The sequence below is a fragment of the Pseudomonas tolaasii NCPPB 2192 genome, from assembly GCF_002813445.1.
GTDB classification, from domain to species: domain Bacteria; phylum Pseudomonadota; class Gammaproteobacteria; order Pseudomonadales; family Pseudomonadaceae; genus Aquipseudomonas; species Aquipseudomonas tolaasii.
In genome coordinates, this window is record NZ_PHHD01000001.1 from 4,807,405 (window position 1) to 4,827,675 (window position 20,271).

At 62.6% G+C, this 20,271-nt stretch carries 16 protein-coding genes; 1 reads left to right on the plus strand and 15 read right to left on the minus strand.

Annotated features, from left to right (window positions below; genetic code table 11):
- Position 1: 1 nt before the first annotated feature.
- From ATI14_RS22045 to ATI14_RS22055, 3 genes are all read right to left on the minus strand, one after another.
- Positions 2-622, minus strand: coding sequence for a LysE family translocator (locus ATI14_RS22045; protein ID WP_016971805.1), 621 nt, complete (start codon positions 620-622; stop codon positions 2-4).
- Positions 623-684: 62 nt separating this feature from the next.
- Complete coding sequence (locus ATI14_RS22050; RefSeq protein WP_016971804.1) at positions 685-1,080, minus strand: hypothetical protein; 396 nt, start codon at positions 1,078-1,080, stop codon at positions 685-687.
- Positions 1,081-1,440: 360 nt separating this feature from the next.
- Complete coding sequence (locus tag ATI14_RS22055; RefSeq protein WP_016971803.1) at positions 1,441-3,552, minus strand: TonB-dependent siderophore receptor; 2,112 nt, start codon at positions 3,550-3,552, stop codon at positions 1,441-1,443.
- A 297-nt stretch (positions 3,553-3,849) separates the two neighbouring features.
- Between ATI14_RS22055 and ATI14_RS31225 the strand changes: the two genes are divergently transcribed.
- Complete coding sequence (locus ATI14_RS31225; protein WP_130886727.1) at positions 3,850-4,083, plus strand: hypothetical protein; 234 nt, start codon at positions 3,850-3,852, stop codon at positions 4,081-4,083.
- 137 nt (positions 4,084-4,220) lie between these two features.
- On the opposite strand, the gene ATI14_RS31870 is transcribed toward ATI14_RS31225, so the two are convergent.
- The 12 genes from ATI14_RS31870 to treZ all read right to left on the minus strand — a co-directional run bounded on the left by ATI14_RS31870 (position 4,221) and on the right by treZ (position 20,254).
- Positions 4,221-5,714: a methyl-accepting chemotaxis protein gene (locus tag ATI14_RS31870; protein ID WP_016971802.1), complete on the minus strand. Its 1,494-nt coding sequence runs from the start codon at positions 5,712-5,714 to the stop codon at positions 4,221-4,223.
- A gap of 248 nt (positions 5,715-5,962) precedes the next feature.
- Positions 5,963-6,982 carry an alpha/beta fold hydrolase gene (locus ATI14_RS22070; protein ID WP_016971801.1) on the minus strand — a complete coding sequence of 340 codons (1,020 nt, stop codon included), beginning with the start codon at positions 6,980-6,982 and terminating at the stop codon, positions 5,963-5,965.
- A gap of 141 nt (positions 6,983-7,123) precedes the next feature.
- Positions 7,124-7,885, minus strand: a complete 762-nt coding sequence (locus ATI14_RS22075; protein WP_016971800.1) for a PIG-L deacetylase family protein — start codon at positions 7,883-7,885, stop codon at positions 7,124-7,126.
- Between the two features lie 179 nt (positions 7,886-8,064).
- On the minus strand, positions 8,065-8,724 hold the full coding sequence (locus ATI14_RS22080) for a glycosyltransferase family 2 protein (protein WP_016971799.1): 660 nt from the start codon (positions 8,722-8,724) through the stop codon (positions 8,065-8,067).
- Entirely contained in the window at positions 8,721-9,320 is a 600-nt protein-coding gene (locus ATI14_RS22085) for an SAM-dependent methyltransferase (RefSeq protein WP_080520563.1), read from the minus strand. Before ATI14_RS22085 ends, ATI14_RS22080 begins: the two co-directional genes overlap by 4 nt.
- Positions 9,317-10,075, minus strand: a complete 759-nt coding sequence (locus tag ATI14_RS22090) for a PIG-L deacetylase family protein (RefSeq protein WP_080520564.1) — start codon at positions 10,073-10,075, stop codon at positions 9,317-9,319. The genes ATI14_RS22085 and ATI14_RS22090 overlap by 4 nt, the downstream gene beginning before the upstream one ends.
- Positions 10,072-11,070 carry an acyl-CoA dehydrogenase family protein gene (locus ATI14_RS22095; RefSeq protein WP_031319867.1) on the minus strand — a complete coding sequence of 333 codons (999 nt, stop codon included), beginning with the start codon at positions 11,068-11,070 and terminating at the stop codon, positions 10,072-10,074. Before ATI14_RS22095 ends, ATI14_RS22090 begins: the two co-directional genes overlap by 4 nt.
- 1 nt (position 11,071) lies before the next feature.
- Positions 11,072-13,231, minus strand: coding sequence for a glycogen debranching protein GlgX (glgX, locus tag ATI14_RS22100; protein WP_080520565.1), 2,160 nt, complete (start codon positions 13,229-13,231; stop codon positions 11,072-11,074).
- 177 nt (positions 13,232-13,408) lie between these two features.
- Positions 13,409-13,663, minus strand: coding sequence for a DUF2934 domain-containing protein (locus ATI14_RS22105; RefSeq protein ID WP_016970451.1), 255 nt, complete (start codon positions 13,661-13,663; stop codon positions 13,409-13,411).
- A 23-nt stretch (positions 13,664-13,686) separates the two neighbouring features.
- Positions 13,687-16,431: a malto-oligosyltrehalose synthase gene (locus tag ATI14_RS22110; RefSeq protein WP_016970452.1), complete on the minus strand. Its 2,745-nt coding sequence runs from the start codon at positions 16,429-16,431 to the stop codon at positions 13,687-13,689.
- A complete protein-coding gene (gene malQ / locus ATI14_RS22115) occupies positions 16,428-18,512 on the minus strand; it encodes a 4-alpha-glucanotransferase (protein WP_016970453.1) in 2,085 nt (694 codons plus the stop codon). Before malQ ends, ATI14_RS22110 begins: the two co-directional genes overlap by 4 nt.
- On the minus strand, positions 18,509-20,254 hold the full coding sequence (gene treZ / locus ATI14_RS22120) for a malto-oligosyltrehalose trehalohydrolase (protein ID WP_016970454.1): 1,746 nt from the start codon (positions 20,252-20,254) through the stop codon (positions 18,509-18,511). The genes malQ and treZ overlap by 4 nt, the downstream gene beginning before the upstream one ends.
- Between the last annotated feature and the right edge of the window lie 17 nt (positions 20,255-20,271).

Here is a 20,271-nt window from a genome sequence, read left to right on the forward strand (position 1 = left end):
ATCAAGCCCTGCGCGCCAGCAACAACACCGTCGCGGCTGCCGACAGCAACCCGGCGCAGCAGCGATTGAAGATCCGTTTGCCACGCGGCTCGGCAAACCAGCGGCGCATGTGCAGGCCCATGTAGGCGTAGGCGCTGATGGCGACCCACTCCAGGATCAGGAACAGCGCGCCCAACAGGGCGAATTGCGGCGTGATGGGTTGGCCGGGCACCACGAATTGCGGGAGGAAGGCGGTGAAGATCAGGATGGCTTTCGGGTTGCCTGCCGCCACCAGGAACTCCTGCCGCGCCAAGGCCCACAGCCCCACTTCCTTCGTGTTGGATTCAGCTTCCGCGTGCGGGTTTGCCCGCCACAGTTGAAAGGCCAAGTAAAACAGGTACGCCGCCCCCAGAATCTTGATCCCGTAGAACAACAGCTCCGAGGTTTGCAGCACCACCGCCAGGCCGGCGGAGGCGAGGGCGATCATCCCGGCAAATGCCAGAAGGCGGCCGACACCCGCCAGGCAGGACGTGCGATAGCCATAACGGGTGGAGTTGCTCACGGACAGCAGGTTGTTCGGGCCGGGCGCCATGTTCAGGGCGAAGCAGGCGGGCAGGAAAATGGCGAGGGTGGCGATGTCCATGGTGGCTCCGTGCGGGGTCAGTGGTCATGACGGGCGGTTCAAGTCTGAACGTTCATGAACCGCTATTTATAGATGAACGCATAATTAATGATATAGGAGCCTACTGTGTTGGTGTATGCATTCACCCATATGGCATTCATGCCGCGCTTTCGTTGCGCATCAAGATCTGATGGGGTGGTGCAGATATCAATCCAGCGATGGGTGTTTGGGTCCTTGATTTTCAACCAGGCCTTACAACGGCGAGAATTTTCGCTGATCCGTCCCGGGATCACGATTTGATAGTCCGTTTCATACTGGACCGTGTCGCCTGGAAAGAGGTAAACGCAGACCTCGTAAATATGCAGGGAACTCAGAAGCCCCAGGCCGAAGCCAACCGCGAATTGCGTGGCAATCTTTTTCAGGTCTCTTCCCACTGAGCTGCCGAAGATCACCGTGGCTGCGAAAATGAGCCCCAACACAAGGCCCACTGCCAGGGGGTTGTGCGTTCAGGAAGCGACGGCATTATGGCGGTTCGCATCGCAATTCTTGAGGACCAGGCCATATAAAAGACCCACGCCACACAGGCTGAAATAACCATCAGCGCTACAGCTGTCTTTTTTAGCGTGTTGTCGGGCGACGGGTGTTCCATTGCTTCCATGCTCTATTCAGTCTTTTGGCAAACACTGTTCATTGGGTGCAGCTATCGATAAAGCCATCCACTGCGGGCATGGATGACCCACGCCCACAGTGCCCTTGTTACAGGGGTTAGATCAACCGGTGTGGCGCTCGGTATTGTCCCGCCTATCAAGGTGTTTCACTGGCCAAACCCGGCAGACCCTTTAGAACGTGTACTTGGCCGTCACCATCATGTTGCGCGGCGCGCCGTACGAGTCACCGCCATAACTCACCGAGTTCGAAATGGCCTGGTAGTAGTGGCGGTCAAACACGTTGTTGGCGTTGAGCTGCAGGTCCAGGTGTTTGCTGACCCGGTAGCCGGCCATCAAGTCGGTGACGGCGTAGCCACCTTGTTGCAGGCGATAGGTGCTGCCGTCCGCCAGTTTGAGGTCGTTGTACATGCGGCTCTGCCAGGAGACGTTGCCGCCCACGCGCAGTTTTTCCAGCGGGCCCTGGAAGTTGTAGCGGGTGGTCAGTTTGAACAGGTGTTCCGGTGTGTCGGTGTCGAACTGTTTGTTGACGTTCTGCGGGTTGGCGGCGTCTTTGATCGTGTGGGTGCGCGCGTAGGTGTAGCCGCCGCCGACCTGCCAGTTTTCGGTCAGCGCGCCCTGCAGCTCAAAGTCGATGCCCTGGCTGCGAATCTCGCCGGAGGCTTCCGCACAGGATGCCTGCGGGCAATTCGGCACCACCACGGCGACCGCCCGGTTTTCCTGGTCTACACGAAAGAGTGCGACGCTTGCGTTCAGCGCCCCGTCCAGGTATTCGCCCTTGATGCCCACCTCATAGTTTTTACCGACGATGGGTTTGAGCGGGGTGCCCGAGGTGCCTTTGTCACTTTGCGGGGTGAAAATGTCGCTGTAACTGACGTACACCGAATGATGGTCATCGAGCTCGTAGATCAGGCCGGCATAGCGAGTGAGGTTGCGGGTGACCTTGTAGTCGCCGTCACCGTCGCGGTTGTCATAGTCGTACCAGTCCAGGCGCGCGCCGAGGATCAGTTTCAGCGGGTCGGCCAGGCTCAGGCGCGTGGTGACGTAGACGCCGTCCTGGGTGGTGACCTCGCGCTGGTTGTTGGTATGGACGAAATTCGGTTTGCCCGCACTGAGCGGCCAGTTCAGGTCATAGGGGCTGTAATTGTGGGTGGTCATGTCGTAGATGCGCTTGCTGGCGCCGATTACCAACTCGTGGGTGCGCCCGAACGCCTGGAACGGGCCGCTCGCGAAAGCGTCCACGCCCGCCTGGTTTTCGTCGTAGGACGCCTGGTAGACCGTGCGCGCCAGCGTGTTGTTGACCCAGCGCGACTGATAGGAGCCGGAGAACAACGCGTCCTGGGCGGCGTAGTTGGCGTTGACCTGCAGGCTCCAGTCATTGGCCAGGCGCTGGCGCAATTCGGCGAAGACCGTGTTGATTTCCTGATCCTTGTTTTCCCATGAAGTGCCGGGGTTGTAGGAGCGCGGCAGGTTCAGGTGATGGCCATCCTGGCCGACCATTGAAGAGCCCCAAAAGTAATTGGTCTTGTCCTTTTGATTCGAAAAACCGAGGGTGAGGGTGGTGTCCTCGCTCAGGTCGGCCTCGGTGACGGCGTAGAACAGGCCGTGGTCTTCCTCGGCTTTGTCGATAAAACTGTTGGCGTCGCGGTAGGACGTGACCACACGGCCGCGCCAGGTACCGCTGTCGTTGAGCGGGCTGGAGGCGTCGACCTCGCCACGGTAGTCATCCCAGCTGCCGGCGGCGCCGGTCAGGGTGACTTTCTGTTCGTCCAGCGGGCGCTTGCGGATCATGTTGATGGCGGCTGACGGGTTGCCTGCGCCGGTCACCAGGCCGGTCGCACCACGCACGATTTCGACGCGATCGAACATCGCAAGGTTCGGCTGCGCGCCAACCGTAACGCCGTTATAGCCGGTTGGAATGCCGTCATACATCAGGTTGTCGATGTCGAAGCCGCGCGAGGTATAGGACTGGCGGCCAGGGCCGCTGGAGAAGTTCAGGAACAGCCCGGGTGTGGCCTTGACTACGTCGTTGATGCTGGTCATCGCCTGATCGTCCATGCGCTGGCGCGTTACGACGGTGACCGCTTGGGGCGTTTCACGCAGGGTGAGCGGCAATTTGGTTGCCGTGGACATCGAACCCGTGGTGTAGGAGTTCGAGCCCTCGGTGGTGCTGCCCAGCATTTGGTGGGTGGTGATTTCAGTGGCGCCCAGTTCCAGCGTCGTCGGCTGGCTGCCTGGCTGCGGAGCGCTGCTGTCGTCGGCAAAGGCGGGCGCCAGGGTGGCCATGCACATAGCCATGGCCAGGAGATCGCGAGAAGGTGTGAAAGCGCGTAGCGGGGTAGAGAAAGCGGGCATGGCACGTCCGTTGTTGATAGTAATTATGCGAATCATTATCAATAAGTATTGCAAGAATTGACATGCCAAAACAACAGCGCGTGCCAAAAGTTGCACGCCAACCGTTTTCAACGCCTGCAGTTCGACAGGTATTGCGGGAGTCTCGGTGCAACCCCATCACCCCTGTTTTTGAGGTATGCACATGCGAGTAACCGTTGTAGCTGCAGACGCCATAGGCGGCTTCCTGGCGTGCAAGTTGTTGCCTCAGGCCATGAGTTGAGTCGGGTCGCAGGTGGTGCGACGCTTGAAGCCATCTGCACTCAGCCCCGGTGTGATCAGGCCCATGCCGACGAAAACGTACGCGAACGGATTTGGCTGAAACGGCCAGGCAACGCCTGTTTCAACCCGGTTAGCCTGCTGGTGGGCGGCACCACCGATGAACTGATCGACGACCGTTGGTGCACGGTCTATGTGTCGAGATGATGGATGAGGTACTTGAGCTGGGTACGCGCCTGGGCGTCTTGCCCGCGATCGGTCCCAGGCAACGGCTTCGACGCTCGACCGGTGTCTGCATCGGGAAACTCTCCGCCCCCGCATTGGCCCCTACAACATGCACGACGTCAGGGATGAAACCTGCGCCCCAACGCATCCAGGCGCACCGCAATCGGCGGCAGGCGCTCGCTGCTGCGGGCCAGGGTCTCCACATCATCCGCGGTGCTTTGCGCAATGCTCTGCACCGATTGCAGGCGCCCGACAATCTCCAGGTTCGCCGTGGACTGCTCGCGGGTGGTGCTGACAATTCGCCCGTTGAGCTGATCGATGTGCGCAATGTCGGCCCCCACCGCCTGTAGCATCTCGACGGCCACTTGGCTGTCTTGCACGCAGCGCTCAACGCCTTGCTGGCTGTCATGCATGGCCTCCACGGCCTGGCGGCTGCCGTGTTGCAAGCCTTCGATAATCTGTTTGATTTCCTGAGTGGACACGGCAGTGCGTTGGGCCAGGCTGCGCACCTCATCGGCGACTACCGCAAAACCCCGGCCTTGTTCCCCGGCGCGCGCCGCTTCGATGGCGGCATTGAGCGCGAGCAGGTTGGTCTGGTTGGCAATGCTGTTGATCACCTCCAGCACCGAGCCGATTTGCTCGGCCTGTATCGCCAGGCCTTGCACCGTCTCATTGGTGCCGTTGATGCGGGAGGCCAACTGCGTGATTTCGTTCTGCGCGCGGCCAACGCTTTCCTGGCCGCGCACGATCTGCCGGCTGGCTTTGTCCGCGTGCTCCACCGCCTGTTCGACGTGCAAGGTGATGTGGCCCATGGCGTCTTCCATCCGTTGCATCGAGCCGGTCATCTGGGTGATTTCAGCCAGTTGATGGCGCGCGCCGGTTTCCAGGGTGCCGCTGGCGCTGGCCAATTCGTCGCCGAGCTGGCCCAGGCCGTGGGAATCGCGGGCCACGCCGTCGATCAGGTGAGTCAGTTGCTCAAGGAAATGATCGAAACGTTTGGCCAGAGGCACATGCACCTTGCCTTCACCTTTGGCGGACTCTGCGGTGAATTGCGACGTCACGGCGAGCATTTTCTCCAGCATTTCCTGGCTTTCGACCGCTTCGCGCTGGCTGTGAATGGCCAGGTAGAGCAGGGCGATCGTCTCCATCACCACATAAAACGCGTGCACGAACACCATGGCCCAGCCGCCGTGATGTTCCATCACAAACACCGGAAAACCCTGATGCTGCAAGGCATGAAACACCACGTGGTGCACGGCGATGGTCGCTGCGGCCACCAGAATCGGCAGCCAATCGCGGTAAAACGTCAGCACCGCGAGCAGGGCGAAAATGCCGAAGTGGGATTCGATCACCCCCTGGGCCTGGTTGATGTGCAGCGCGGCCATCACCATCAGCCCGGCACCCAACAAACAACGCATCAGGCGCGTTCCGCCAAGGGCACGGTACAGCGCGGTCAGCACCACACTGGTGCCACCCCCGACGACCACTGCCTGCAGCAGGGTGTCGTGCCAGAACGCCAGGCCCAGCGAAAACCCGAACATCAGCCAGATCAACGCCAGCATGATGCGGTCGGCCTTGCGGTAATGCTCCATAAAACGTGCGCGTGCGGGCATTCACTCTTACTCCATGTGGTCGAGCCGGGAACAAAGCATGGGGCGTGCCACCCCGGGTCGGGGTAATAGCGTATCGGCATCATGGAGAGCGACTTGAGGCGTCGCAAATTACTATCGGCGTGCGGGCTTGAACCTGTGGGAGCTGGCTTGCCTGCGATGGCATCACCTCGGTCTGACTGACTCACCGAGGCGCCTGCATCGCAGGCAAGCCAGCTCCCACACTTGACTGCTTCCACAGTCAGTTGCTTTTACAGGTGGTCGGCGTCAATCACCGCTTGGGCGAACGCCGCCGGCGCTTCCTGCGGCAGGTTGTGGCCAATGCCGCCGTTGATCAAGCGGAATTCGTATTTGCCGGTGAAGCGCTTCGCATAGTCCTCGGGCTGCGGGTGCGGGGCGCCGTTGGCATCGCCTTCGAGGGTGATGGTGGGCACGCCGATGGACGGCGACTGGGCGAGTTTTTGCTCCAGCGCGTCATAACGGGCTTCGCCCTGCACCAGCCCCAGGCGCCAGCGGTAGTTGAAGACGGTGATCGCCACATGATCCGGGTTGTTCAGGCCCTTGGCGCTGCGGTCGAACGTGGCATCGTCGAACGCCCATTTCGGTGAGGCGGTTTGCCAGATCAGTTTGGCGAAATCATGGGTGTTTTTCTGGTAGCCGGCGGCGCCGCGTTCCGTTGCGAAGTAGAACTGGTACCACCACTGCAATTCGGCCTTGGGCGGCAGAGGGTTTTTGCCCGCCGCCTGGTTGCCGATCAGGTAGCCGCTGACCGACACCAACGCCTTCACGCGTTCCGGCCACAGCGCCGACACAATATCGGCCGAGCGTGCGCCCCAGTCGTAGCCACCCAGCACCGCCTGCTTGATGTGCAACGCATCCATGAAATCGATCACGTCCTGCGCCAACGCGGCGGGTTCGCCGTTGCGCAGGGTTTTATCCGACAGAAAACGCGTGTCGCCATAGCCCCGTGCGTAAGGAATCAACACGCGATAGCCCTTGGCGGCCAGCAGCGGGGCGACGTTGGCGTAGCTGTCGATATCGTAGGGCCAGCCGTGCAGCAGAATAACCACCTCACCGTTGGCGGGGCCGGTTTCTGCGTAGGCCACATCCAGCAGTCCGGCTTTCACATGCTTGAGCGCGCCGAAGGCAGCATGGCTGGCGATAGCGGGAACATTGATCTCGGGCATCTCGGCGCGCGCGGCGCCAATGGCACCGAATTGCAACAATGCAAAGGCCAAAAAAGTCGAGCGGCGGGTAAAGGGAAGGTGCATGGCGAGTCTCCTGGGGGCTGGGTGTGTGCCTGGCTCACAGTTGACCGCTGCGGTGTATCGGCTGTGTTTCAAGGAATGGCGTGGGTTAAACGCTGTGTATCGCAATGGTCGCTGTACACATTGCGATACATTGGCTCGGAATTATGACAATACAACCTCGTAGGGCTCGCGCATGCGTTCCAGCAGTTCCTGGGCGAGCATCGGCGCCAGGCCGATTTCCGGGTCACCGACCAACTGGCTGGCGTAGGCGTGGACGGCGTGGAGTTTGCGCGCCACGCTCCAGGTGTCCAGACGTATTTTGCGCGCGCGTTGCCAGGGGATCACGCCACCCTCGCGCGCCGGCCAATGCCAGGCCCAGACCGGCAGTTCATGGAGTCGTGCACCGATCAGGCTGCAGGCCTTGGCACTCGCACGGCCCACGGCGTCATGGTCGTTGTTGCCGTCATTGCGCCACGTGGTAAACACCACGTCCCCGGGTTGCAGGTAACGTGCGATGAACTGGCTCATGGTGTGCTCGCTCGCCGCCAGCGCATCATCACGAAAACCACCGCGAATCCATTTCAGGCTGTGCAAGGGCATGCCCAGGCGGCGCAGGGCTTCGGCGCTTTCCTGGGGGCGGATCACGCTCAGGCGGCTGGCCGGCCAGGCGTTGGAGCCTGGGTGGCTGGCGCTGCCATCGGTGATCGAAATCAGCAGCAGGCGGTGTTGCAGGGTGCTGAATATTTGCAACAAACCGCCACAGGCGAGCACTTCATCGCCCGGATGGGGTGCAATCACCACCACGCGCGAACCCGAAGGCGCCAGCGAGGAGGGCGTGATAGCGGGGATTTGCGCCAACTGCGGCGCACTGTTCCAGACTTGCGCGAGGCCGCGACGGCCCTCGCTTAAGGAGGCAGGCTTCATGGGGTGTCACATCCTTGTCAATGGGTGCCGGGTCGTGGCCCGTTGTCGGGACGACGCTCGTTTAACCGCCACAGACTCCGCTGCGGCGATGCGCGGCACCCCAACCCTTGGAGTGCCAGCAAGGCGACTTCAGCATAGACAAGGTTTCAGCGTTCTTACATGTTGAAACATGGGTTTTTTCAGGTTGCCTGCATCAGGCTCTTCAAATAATCGCCAAACCCGCCTTCGGCACGGCAATCCAGGCGGGCGCTGGTGATCACTTGCGGGTCGTGGCTCCAGGCAATCGATGCGCCGCAGCGTTCAAGGTTGCGTACCAGTTGCACATCTTCGTGGCAGGCCAGCGGCTCAAACCCGCCGGCCTGTACATAGGCGCCGGCACTCACGCCCAGGTTGGCGCCATGGATATGGCGATGCCCGTCGCAGGCCTGATACGCCTGGTGATAACGGATTTGCGCTGCCGGGTCGAAGCCTTCACTCCAGGCGTCGACCGTGACGGTGCCACACACTGCATCGACACCCAGCGCCAATTGCGCCACCAGCCAGTCGGGGGCAACCCGGCTGTCGGCGTCGGTGCAGGAAATCCAGCGTGCGCCCTGATTCAGTAAATGCCGCGCGCCCACACCGCGCACGTGCCCGACATTGCGTGCCTGAACGTGCAACACCTGCACCGGGTAGGCTTGCGCAATTTCCGCGCTGTCGTCGCTGCACGTATCGAGCACCGCGAGGATCTGCACCGCTTCGCCGAGCAAGCCGGGATGGCTGGCCGCGACCATCGCCGCTTTCAGGCACTCGCCCAGCAAGGCCTCTTCGTTATGCACCGGAATCAGAATGCCAATCATCGCAGGCCCTCGTGGGTGGCGACCGAGGTGCCGTCGCGGCTCCACAGGTCGAGCAGGAAATCGGTGTCGTGATGCCTGGCAACACAGGGCATGGCCAGGCGTTGCTGCAGCAGGGCATGTACCTCGTCGGCGGTGTGTGGGCAGCCGTCAATGGCTGGGCGCCAGTGGCAGGCGAGCACTTGCCCGTCATCGGTCAAGGAGGCGAGGGCGCGGTCAATCAAGGCATTGAGGTCCTGGGCGTCGAGGTAGTAGCACAATTCACTGAGCACGATCAGGTCGAACGGGCCGGCGGGCCAGTCCTCCGGTAAACGACTTTGCAGCACCTGGGCATGAGGAAAGCCCTGCAATCGGGCGTTGGCCAGGGCAACGGCAGCGCTGGCGGTGTCGCAGCACAGCAGCCGATCACAACGGGGTGCCAATTCGGCGCTCAGCTCGCCGTTGGCGCAGCCCGGTTCGAAGATGGAGGCGTAACGCGGGCGCGTCAGCACGGCGAGGGTCAGTGCGCGCTTGCGCCGTTCATACCAGCGCTGGCGGAACGCCCACGGGTCGTCATTGCCGGCGAACAGTTGATCAAAATAAGGCGTCGCAACGCTCATACAAACACCACTTCAAAGGGTTGCAGCAAACGCTCCACCACGTACGGCGCCAGCACCGGGGGGAGGCCAATGTGCGGGTCGCCTTCCAACTGGCTGGCAAAGGCGTGGATGGCGTGACGTTTGCGCGCCACCGCCTCGGGAGTCAGCAGGATCTTGCGCGCGCGATGCCACGGCACCTGGCTGTCTTCCGGGGTTGCCCAGTGCCAGGTCCACACCGGCAGCTCAAACAACGCAGCGCCCACGGCCGCGGCTGCACGCGCACTGGCACGCCCAACGGCCTCATGGTCACAGTGGCCGTCTTCCCGCCAGGTGCTGAACACCACGTCGGTGGGCTTGAGATGGCGCTGAATAAACGCGCTCAGCTGGTTTTCCCTGGCGGCGACCTGGCTGTCGGCAAAGCCTGCCCGCAGCCATTTCAAACTGTGCAGCGGCACGCCCAGGCGATGCAGGGCCTGGGCCGATTCCTGCGGGCGCACCACGCTCAAGCGCTCCACCGGCCAGCGCTGCGAGCCTGGATGGCTGGCGCTGCCATCGGTGACCGAAATCAATTGAATCGGCCGACCGAGTTGCGCCAAACCTTGCAGCAATCCGCCACAGCCGAGCACTTCGTCATCCGGGTGCGGCGCGATGATCACCGCGCGATGCCCTTCGGGCACCAGTTGCTCGACGCTTATCTCAAGCAGTTCGGCCATATGGGACGAGGCCTGCCACTGATGCAGCGGCGTGCCTTGGCCGACAATCGGGTTGGGTTTCATAGCTGCCACCTCCCTGCGGGTTCACTCGCGACCTGTTCACCAAGGGCCGCCAGGTCGCGTTCGGCATGGCTTTGCCGCACATACACCGGCAAGTCCGCCATCAGCTGCGCGAAGTGCGGGTCCTTGCAGTACGGCCCCGCGCCGAGCGCGCGGCCGACATGATGAATGACCTGCTCGACGGTATCTTCGATGCAGGCCCGGGCTTGTTGGGCGAGCTGGCGTGCGTCTGCCCGAGGGGTGCGGTCGACCTGTTCGGCACTGTCGCGCAGTACACAGGCGGCGCTGTTGAGCACACTGTCGACCGCGCCCAGGTGCGCCAAGGCATGGGGCTCGGGGCGTTTGCTGCAGTATTCGCGCAACGCCTCGGCCAGGCGTTGTGCCCCGCCGTACCAGCACGCGGCGATGCCGATACCGCCTTGCCAGAAACCAGGGCGGGCCAGGTAATCGCCGGGTCCGCCCACCGCAATGCCACGAGCTGCCTCGAACACCACTTCAACACTGCCGGTGGCCGCCATGCCCACGGCATTCCAGCCTTCGTCGGTCACGCGCACGCCGGGCTGGTGCATGTCCACCGCGACCAATTGCTGACGGTCTTCTTCGTCCCAGGCCGTCAGCAAACCATGGCTCACCACCGCCGCCCCGGAACACCAGGCTTTACGCCCTTCGACGATCAACCACTGGCCGTCGTGGCGTACCCGTACTTTGGCGGTGGGCGGCTCGGCGGCCCACATGCCCCACGTGCTGCCCTCAGGCGGCAGCGGGCTATGCAACTCGGCAAGAATCGCCAGCGCATCGGTGTGGCCTTCAAACAGTTTGCACAGGCGCAGATCGTGCCCGGCCACCTGCGCCAGGCGGCTGAACCGCTCCAGTGTCTGGCCGCCGCCAGGCAACGGCAGTTGGTCCAGACCTTCTTCCTGAAGAGCCTTCAGGGCATTTCCCAGCGCTTGCGTGTCCGCGTAACCCCGGTTGCCACGAAGGAATCCATGCAGGGCCATGTCACACCTCGTCGTCGCGCTGCAGTTCAAACAGCAACAGTGAACGGCCGGTCACGGCGTACTCGTGGTCGAACTCAAAGCGTTCCTGGCCACGCACCGCCGGCGCATTGGTGTCGAGCATGCAGGTCCAGAATTCGCCTTCGGGTACGGGAGGCAAGCGGAAATTGACCATGTCGTGATGGGCATTGACCACCAGCAACAAGGTGGCGTCGGCACCGGCGCGGCGAATGCCGGTTTCCTGGGCGCGGCCATCCATCAGCATGCCCAGGCAACGGCCATGGCTGTCCTGCCACTGTTCGGTGTTCATCTCGTTGCCATCCGGCGCCAGCCAGGTGACATCCTTGACGCCAATGTCTTCGTTGTAGTCGCCGACCAGAAACCGCCCACGGCGCAGGATCGGATACGCCAGGCGCAGCTTGATCAGGCGTTTGACAAACTTGAGCAGTGCCTTGCCGTCGTCGTCCAGGTCCCAGTTGACCCAGCCGATTTCACTGTCCTGGCAATAGGCGTTGTTGTTGCCGTGCTGGGTACGGGCGAATTCGTCACCCGCCACAATCATCGGTGTGCCTTGGGCCAGCAGCAGCGTGGCGAAGAAGTTGCGCATCTGGCGCAGGCGCAGCGCGTTGATTTCCGGGTCGTCGGTGGGGCCTTCGACGCCATGGTTCCAGGACAGGTTGTTGTTGCTGCCGTCCTGGTTGTTTTCGTCATTGGCCTCGTTGTGCTTGTCGTTGTACGACACCAGGTCGTGCAGGGTGAAACCATCGTGGGCGGTGATGAAGTTCACCGAGCTGTAAGGACGTCGGCCACGGTGGTTGAACATCTCGCCCGAAGCGGTCATGCGCCCGGCAAAGTCCGCCAACTGGCCGTCGTCGCCTTTCCAGAACGCGCGCACGGTGTCGCGGAAACGGTCGTTCCATTCCACCCAGCCCGGCGGGAAGTTGCCCACCTGGTAGCCGCCGGGGCCGCAATCCCAGGGTTCGGCGATGAGTTTCAGCTGGCGCAGTACCGGGTCCTGGCGACAGGCCACAAGGAAACTGTGGCGCTCGTCGAAACCGTCGCGGTAGCGCCCGAGAATGGTCGCCAGGTCAAAACGGAAGCCATCGACGTGCATCTCGGTGGCCCAGTAACGCAGGGAGTCGGTGACCATCTGCAGCACGCAGGGGTGGCTGAGGTCCAGGGTGTTGCCGGTGCCGGAATCGTTGATGTAGAAACGCTTGTCGTCAGGCATCAGGCGGTAATACGAGGCGTTGTCGATGCCACGCATGGACAGCGTCGGGCCGCGCTCGTTGCCTTCGGCGGTGTGGTTATAGACCACGTCCAGAATCACTTCGAGCTTCTGCTCATGCAGGTGCGCGACCATTTCCTTGAATTCGGCGATCTTCCCGCTGGCCAGGTAGCGCGGGTCGGGGGCGAAAAACGCGATGCTGTTGTAGCCCCAATAGTTGGTCATGCCTTTTTGCAGCAGGTGCTGATCGTTGACGAAGGCATGCACCGGCAGCAATTCCACCGAGGAAACGCCCAGCTGGCGGATGTGCTTGAGCACGTCGTCTTCCATCAGCCCGGCACAGGTGCCGCGCACCGACTCACCCACCGACGGGTGGCGCATGCTGATGCCGCGCAAGTGGGTTTCGTAGATGATGGTGCGGTCCCACGGCACGCGCACCGGCTGGTCATTGCCCCAGGTGTGGGCCGGGTCGATCACCTTGCATTTGGGCACGAACGGCGCGCTGTCACGTTCATCGAAACTGAGGTCGTCATCGGGGTGGCCGATGGTGTAGCCAAACAGCGCCTCGGACCATTTAAGCTCGCCCACCAGTTGCTTGGCATAGGGGTCGATCAGCAATTTGTTGGGGTTGAAGCGATGGCCGTTGGCCGGGTCATACGGGCCATATACGCGATAGCCGTAAATCAGCCCGGGGTGGGCATCGGGCAGGTAGCCGTGGAAGGTTTCGTCGGTGTATTCGGGCAGCTCGATACGCTCCAGTTCCACTTCGCCGGCGTCATCGAACAGGCACAGTTCAACTTTGGTGGCGTTGGCCGAAAACAGCGCGAAATTCACGCCCAGGCCGTCCCAGGTGGCGCCGAGGGGGAAGGGCAAACCTTCACGAATCCGCGACGGCTCTTTGTCCGGCGCCGCTTGGCTTTTATCGGGTTTGCTCATGCTTGAGTTGCTCCTGCAAGGGGTCTTTTTTCAGGCCGAACGCGGCCTTGCTGGCTGCGTGCCAGTTGATTAGTCAGTTCGGAGTGCAATCCTTTGTGGGAGCGGGCTTGCCCGCGATAGCGTCGGCACATGCAGCATCGCTATCGCGGGCAAGCCCGCTCTCACAGGGGTAGGCGGTTAGCCTGCGGGCTTCGGGGGAGCCTTGGGCTTTTTCGGCGCGGCAGGTTTGGCCGCCGCAGGTTTGGGCTTTGGTGCCGCCTTGGGTGCGGTTTTGGGCTTGGCCGCAGGCTTGGGTTTGCTCGGCGTCAGGGCTTCGGCTTCCGCCAGCTTGCGCGCCATTTCCCAGTGGCGTGCATCTTCCCCATGGGGCTTGCCTTCAGATTCCCAGATCTGATGCGCCAACTCGCGAATACGTTTGTCTTCAGTACTCATCACAATGCTCCTCAGAGAAAATTTCAGCTTTCTTGATCGTCAGGATTGATAAAGACATTGACCGGGAAATCCCCCAGGGCAGTGCTGATCAGCAGCTCCTTGTCTGGTGTGACTGCGCCTGTGTGAAAAAGTCCCTTCCAGTTTTGCGTTGTGACGGCGAACGGTAATTTAACCCGTGTATCGCCCCAAACCGGCGCAGGGATATGAGGCACATCACCGTTTTCCAGCAGGGCGTGAGACCAACGCGGCACCACCACCAACAGCCGTTTTCCCTGATACTCGCGCAGGAAGGCAACCACGTTATCCGCGTGTTGGCCGGTCACTTCCAGCGGGGTATAGCTGCCGTTGCGGAACAGTTCGGGCTCGGCCTTGCGCAAGGCCAGACCTTGCGCAATCAGCGCCTGCTTGATACGCCCGTCACGCCAGTTGGACAGCAGCTCGCCGACGTCCGGTGGCGTGTTCAGCGCCCGCTGCCGAGCGTCGAAATCCACCGGGCGGCGGTTGTCCGGGTCCACCAGGCTTAAGTCCCAGAACTCGGCGCCCTGGTACAGATCCGGCACGCCCGGCACGGTAAGACGAAGCAAGGTTTGCGCCAGCCCGTTCAAGGCGCCGGCGGGTGCGAGGGCGTGGGCAGCGTCACCGATTGCGGTGCGCAGCGGGCGGCCTTCATCACTGAGCAGCAAGCGTGACAGAAACGTTTCAACGCCTTGCTCATACGCCTCGTTCGGCGCGCTCCAGCTGCTTTGCAACTTGGCTTCGCGCAAGGCTTTCTGTTGCCATTGCCACAGGCGTTGCTGATAACCCTCAAGGTTTCCATCCAGCGGCCAGCTGCCCAGCAGCACCTGGTAAAGGATCAACTCATCGCCCGCCGACGGGCTGTCGGCATCGCTGCGCAAAGGCGCCGCCAGGGTGCGCCAGTGCTCGACCTGTTCGACGTACCACGGCGCGCATTCACTCAGCACAGCCAGGCGCGCTCGCGAGTCTTCGCCACGCTTGTGATCGTGGGTGGCGGTGGCCAGCAGGTTGTCCGGGAAAGACTGCAAGCGTTGGTGATTGACCGAATGAAACTCGACCAAAGGCGCACTGAACTGCTCGGTGCTGAAGCCCACGTCATTGCGCGACAACAGCACCGCCGAGCGATAGAACGCGGTGTCTTCCACGGCCTTGGCGGCGGCAGGCGACGTCAACTGCTGAAAGCGCACGCAGGCATGCTTGAGGATCTTGCGCTCCCGGCCCACCGGGCGGTGACGCCACGGCTGGCCGCCGAGCCAGTTTTCCAGATGGTCGAGCACCGGCCAGTCGCCTTCGCCCAGGGTGCTGCGCGCGCCGTCCATGGCTTGCTGGAAGAACACATCGTCTTCAGTGCTGCGGCCCCGGGCACTGATGTAGGTGCGGTATACCGGAAAGTGCACGATCAGTTCCTGCAACGCGCGGCGGATGGCGCCCAGGGTCAGGTCGCGGGTCATGACGTCGTCGCGGGCCACTTGCAGCAGGGCATGGGCCACGCTTTCAAAATCACCGCCAAGGGAGCCATTGAGGATTTGCTGGCGCGCCAGCCGCGCCTCTTCGATAAACGCCGATGGGCGTTGGCTGTGACGGCTCCACAGTTCGGCCAGTGGTTCAAAACCCGCCGGGTCGTGTTGCAGCAGCGACAGCTGGTTCATGAATTCGTAGCCGGTGGTGCCGTCCACCTGCCAGTCTTCACGCAGGGTTTCGCCTTCGCCAAGAATCTTTTCCACGAAGATCGGCAAATGCCGCCCGGGTGACAGCGAATCCACGCGACGCCGCAGCTTGCGGCAGTACCCGCGCGGATCGGCCAGCCCGTCGATATGGTCGATGCGCAGGCCGTCCACCAGGCCTTCGCGGATCAGCTCGAAAATCTTGCCATGGGTGGCCTCGAAGACGGCCGTGCGTTCAACCCGCAGCCCGCCGAGCTCGTTGACGTCGAAGAAGCGCCGCCAGTTGATATCGTCTGCCGCGGTGCGCCAACTGGCGAGGCGGTAAGCCTGTTGTTCCAGCAGCTGATGCAGGCGGTTAAAACCCTCGGGTTGGCGCCCGTCGAACTCGGCAAGCCGTTGCTCGATGGCCGGCAGCACTTCGGTGGCTCGTTCGGCCAGCGCGTGTTTCAGCCAGGTGGCCTCGGCATGGGCGTCGTCCTGATAAGCGAGTGCGGTGAAACGGTCCGCGAGGGGCTTGAGCAACTCGCCGGAACCGAGAATCGTCGCGTAATCCTGTGGGCAGATGGGGAAGCGATGCTCGTAATGCTCGACATAAAAGGCGCCCTGGCCTGCGTCGAATTTCAGAGGCAGCGTGCCGGTTTGCAGGGCTTCACCGTAGTCGCTGCCCAGAAATGGCATCAACAGCTGGCCCTTGAGCAACGGGTCGGGAGAATGCCATTGGATGTCGAAAAACTCGCTGTAAGGGCTCAAACGCCCCCATTCCAGCAGGTCCAGCCACCACGGGTTATCCCCGCCGCCGACGGCCATGTGGTTGGACACAATGTCGAGGATCAACCCCATCTCGTGCTCACGCAGCGCGGCAACCAAACGCCGTAACGCGGGTTCGCCGCCCAGCTCGGGGTTTACCGTGGTCGGGTCCACCACGTCGTAGCCGTGCATGGAGCCGGCGCGGGCGCTGAGCAGGGGCGAAGCGTAAATATGACTGATGCCGAGTTTTGCGAAATACGGCACCAACGGCACCGCGTCATCCAGGGTGAAACCTTTATGAAATTGCAGGCGTTGCGTGGCGCGTAAGGCTGGGGTTTTCATCGGTCACGCTCGTGGGCCTGGTTGCGCGCAACCGCCAATAGTTCGAGGCGGCGCGCGGCGCTTTCATGGTCGAGCAGGCTGGCCGCCTCACCGGGGAAACGGCGGCGCCAGTTCGGGTGTGTGTCGAGGGTGCCGGGCAGGTTGGCCTGTTCTTCCACGCCCAGCGCGTCTTCCAGCGGCAACAGCACCAGTGGCGCGCGGGTGTGGCCGAGGTAGCGCACACTGGCGTCGATCATGTGATCGGTGTCGTTGCGGATCTCGTCGACAAAGTTCTGCGGGTCCTGGCTTAACGCCTGGCGCAGCGCCTGGCGTTCACGCAGGCGATGCTCGCTCCATTGCTCTACGGTCGGCGCATCGATCAGGCCGAGCTGAATATTCCACTCGATATCACGGCTGTGCCACCAGCCATTGAGCGTGGGCAGGTCATGGGTGCTGGTGGTCGCCAGGGCGTTGTCCGGCCAGTCGAGGATAGGCTTGAACTGGCCATCGTGGTTTTGCTCGAACAGCAGCACGCGCATACCCAGAATGGACCGTGCGATCAGCTTTTCACGCAGGCCATCCGGCACTGTTCCGAGGTCTTCGCCCAGCACGATGGCCTGATGGCGATGGGATTCCAGCGCCAGCAGGCGCAACAGGTCATCCACCGGGTAATACAAATAGGCGCCTTCACGCGGCGAAGCCCCCATGGGGATGACCCACAGGCGTTGCAGGCCCATCACATGGTCAATACGTAAACCGCCGGCGTGGGCGAAGTTGGCGCGCAGCATTTCGATAAAGGCCCGAAAGCCATTGCGTTTGAGGCCTTCGGGCGAAAATGCGGAAATGCCCCAGCCCTGTCCGGCGCGGTTGAGAATGTCAGGCGGGGCGCCCACCGTGAGGTCAGCGAGCAGTTCATCCTGACGGCTCCAGGCCTGACTGCCGCCGCCGTCGGCGCCCACGGCCAGGTCGGCGATCAGGCCGACGCCCATGCCGCTGCCGCGCGCCGCTTGTTGCGCGCGTTCCAGGCTACGGGCGATCAGCCATTGGCTGAAGGCGAAAAAGCCGATCTCTTCACGGTGTTCGTCGGCGAATTGCGCGAGTGCCGGGCTCTGCGGGTTGCGCCACTCTTCGGGCCAATGGCGCCAGTCGAGGTCGTCACCTGCGGCCGCGCGCACGGTTTGCACGGCTTCGAACCGGCAGTGGTTTTCCAGGGCTTCGCCCCCGGCCTGGCGGAAGCTCTGGAAATCGGCGTGTTGCGGGTGCCCGCCGTGGCGGAAGTCTGCATAGAGGGCGCGCAGCAGGCGTTGCTTGGCCTTGGCGGCGGCGGGCCAGTCGATCAGGTTCAGTTGCTCCAGGGCGTGCAACTCATCTTCCAGACCGGCCGCTTCGATGGCACCGCGTACTTCACGCTCGCCCAGAATGCACGCCGGCGAGGCATACAGGCTGTTGAGGAACAGGCGGCTGGAAGGCGAATAAGGGCTGTAGCGCTCGGGGTCGGCGCTGAACATCGCGTGCATCGGGCTGATGGCCAGGGCGTCGGCGCCGCGCTCGGCAGCGGAGCGCGCCAGATGTTCCAGTGCCAGGGTGTCACCAAAACCGCCGTCGCCCAGGCGGCGCAAGGCATAGAGTTGCGCGCTCAAGCCCCAGGCGCGGGCAGGGCGGCTGTCCACCGCTTCGGCCACGCTGTAGCAGTGAGTCGGCGCCACGGCGAGGGTAAAGATCTGCGCGGCGATGTGCACCTGGTGGTAGCCAAGGGCAATCACGCCGGGCAGCACGCCATCGCCATCGAGGCGCAACTCCAGGGTTTCACCGTTTTCCAGGCTGACTAGGCACGGCGTGTCGGGCTCGAAGTAGCGGGCAAGGTCCAGGCCATCGCCGCTGTCGATGGTCATCAAGGGCGGCAGGTGCTTGTCTTGTTGCACCTGCTCCAGTTCCAGCAGGCTGGCGTCGATCTTGGCGTCGGTGTCGGCCGGGTGGCCCAGGCCTTTGAGAACGGCGCGCAGGGCGTCGGGTTTCACGTGTTGCGGGCGGCCGTTTGCGTCGATCCAATCGACGGCCAGGCCCGCACGGCTGGCGAGAATTTCCAGGTTCGCTTCGCTCAAGGGTGCTCTCCAACAGGGAATAGGGCGACGCGCGCGCTGAACGGCGCCAGGTGCGCCTCGTCACTGGCGGGCGTCTCGAATAGCAGGTGGAGCGGTGCGGGATGATCCAGCGGCGTGTCGCTCAGGTTCAGGTCGATTTGCAGCACGCTGCCATTGCCCAGGCGCCAGCGCGCGCTGACGGCGCCGTCGGCCAGCACTTGCGCGCCCAGTGCCACGCTGCCCGGTAGATGCGGCACGATGTGGCGGTGGCGCAGGCTCAACAGCTTGCGATAAAGCTGGGCATGCGCGTTTTCGGTGAAGGTGGGCGCCGATTGCAGAAACGTCGGCAGTGCATTGGGGTCAGGAATGCGTTCGCGCCGCTCGGGGTCCTGAAACGCGGCAAAGTCGGCAAACTCGTTGCGCCGGCCTTCGCGCACGGCCTGGGCGAGTTCGCCATGGTGATCGGTGAAAAACAGAAAGGGCTCGGGCGCATTGACTTCATCGCCCATGAACATCAGGGGAATCATCGGTGACAGCAACAGCAGTGTGGTGGCGGCTTTCAACGCCTGGGGCGGGCAGAGTTGGTGCAGGCGCTCGCCAAAGGCGCGGTTACCGATCTGGTCATGGTTTTGCAGAAACAACACGAACGCACTTGGCGGCAAATGCCCGCTGGGCTCGCCGCGTGTGTGGCCGTGGCGGGTGGTGTCGCCCTGATAGATAAAACCTTCGCCCAGGCAGCGCGCCAGCTTGGCCGTGGTGTCTTTGGCGAAATCACTGTAATAGGCGTCGGTTTCGCCGGTCAGCAATACGTGCAAGGCGTTGTGGCCGTCGTCGTTCCATTGCGCGTCGAAATCATGCTCCAGCAGGTTGGCCTGGTTGAATTCATTCTCCAGCACCAGCCACACATGCCGGCCAATGTCGGCTTGCTCGCGCACCCGTCGCGCCAGTTCCTTGAGAAACGCCGGGTTGTCGATGGCGTGGACGGCGTCCAGGCGCAGGCCGTCAAAGCGGTACTCGAGCAGCCACATCAGTGCATTATCGAGGAAGAAATCCCGCACTTCGCGACGATCGAAATCAATGCCGGCGCCCCAAGGCGTGTGCACGTCTTCGCGAAAGAAGCTTTTGGCGTAATGACCGAGGTAATTGCCATCCGGGCCGAAGTGGTTGTAGACCACGTCCAGAATCACCGCCAGGCCGTGCTCGTGGGCGCTGTCGATCAATTGCTTGAGCTGTTCGGGGGTGCCATAGGACGCCTGGGGCGCATAGGGCAAAACCCCGTCGTAGCCCCAATTGCGTTCGCCGGGAAACTGCGCCAACGGCATCAGTTCAATGGCGGTGACGCCCAGTTCGGCCAGACGCGGCAGTTGGGCTTGCACCGCCCCGTAGCCGCCGAGCGAGCCCACATGCACTTCATAAATGACCGCCTCGTGCCACGGGCGGCCCTGCCAGTTGCTGTGCCGCCATTGATAGGCGAGCGGGTCGACGACCAGGCTCCAGCCCTGAATATCCGGGGACTGGGCCCTGGACGCCGGGTCGGGCACGTCCAGTTCGCCGTCGATGTTGTAGCGGTAACGCGTGCCCGCCGTGCACTTGATCTCTACTTCGAACCAGCCTTCTGCCTGGGGCAGCATGGCGATGGATTTGCCGTCTTCCAATTCAACGCTGACATAAAACGCATCAGGCGCCCACAACGCGAACCGGGTGTGTTGCGCGTCCGGCATGATTGCGCCGTGGGGCCAGGTTTCCAGAGTCCGTGACGGCATCTATGAAGCCCTCCCTT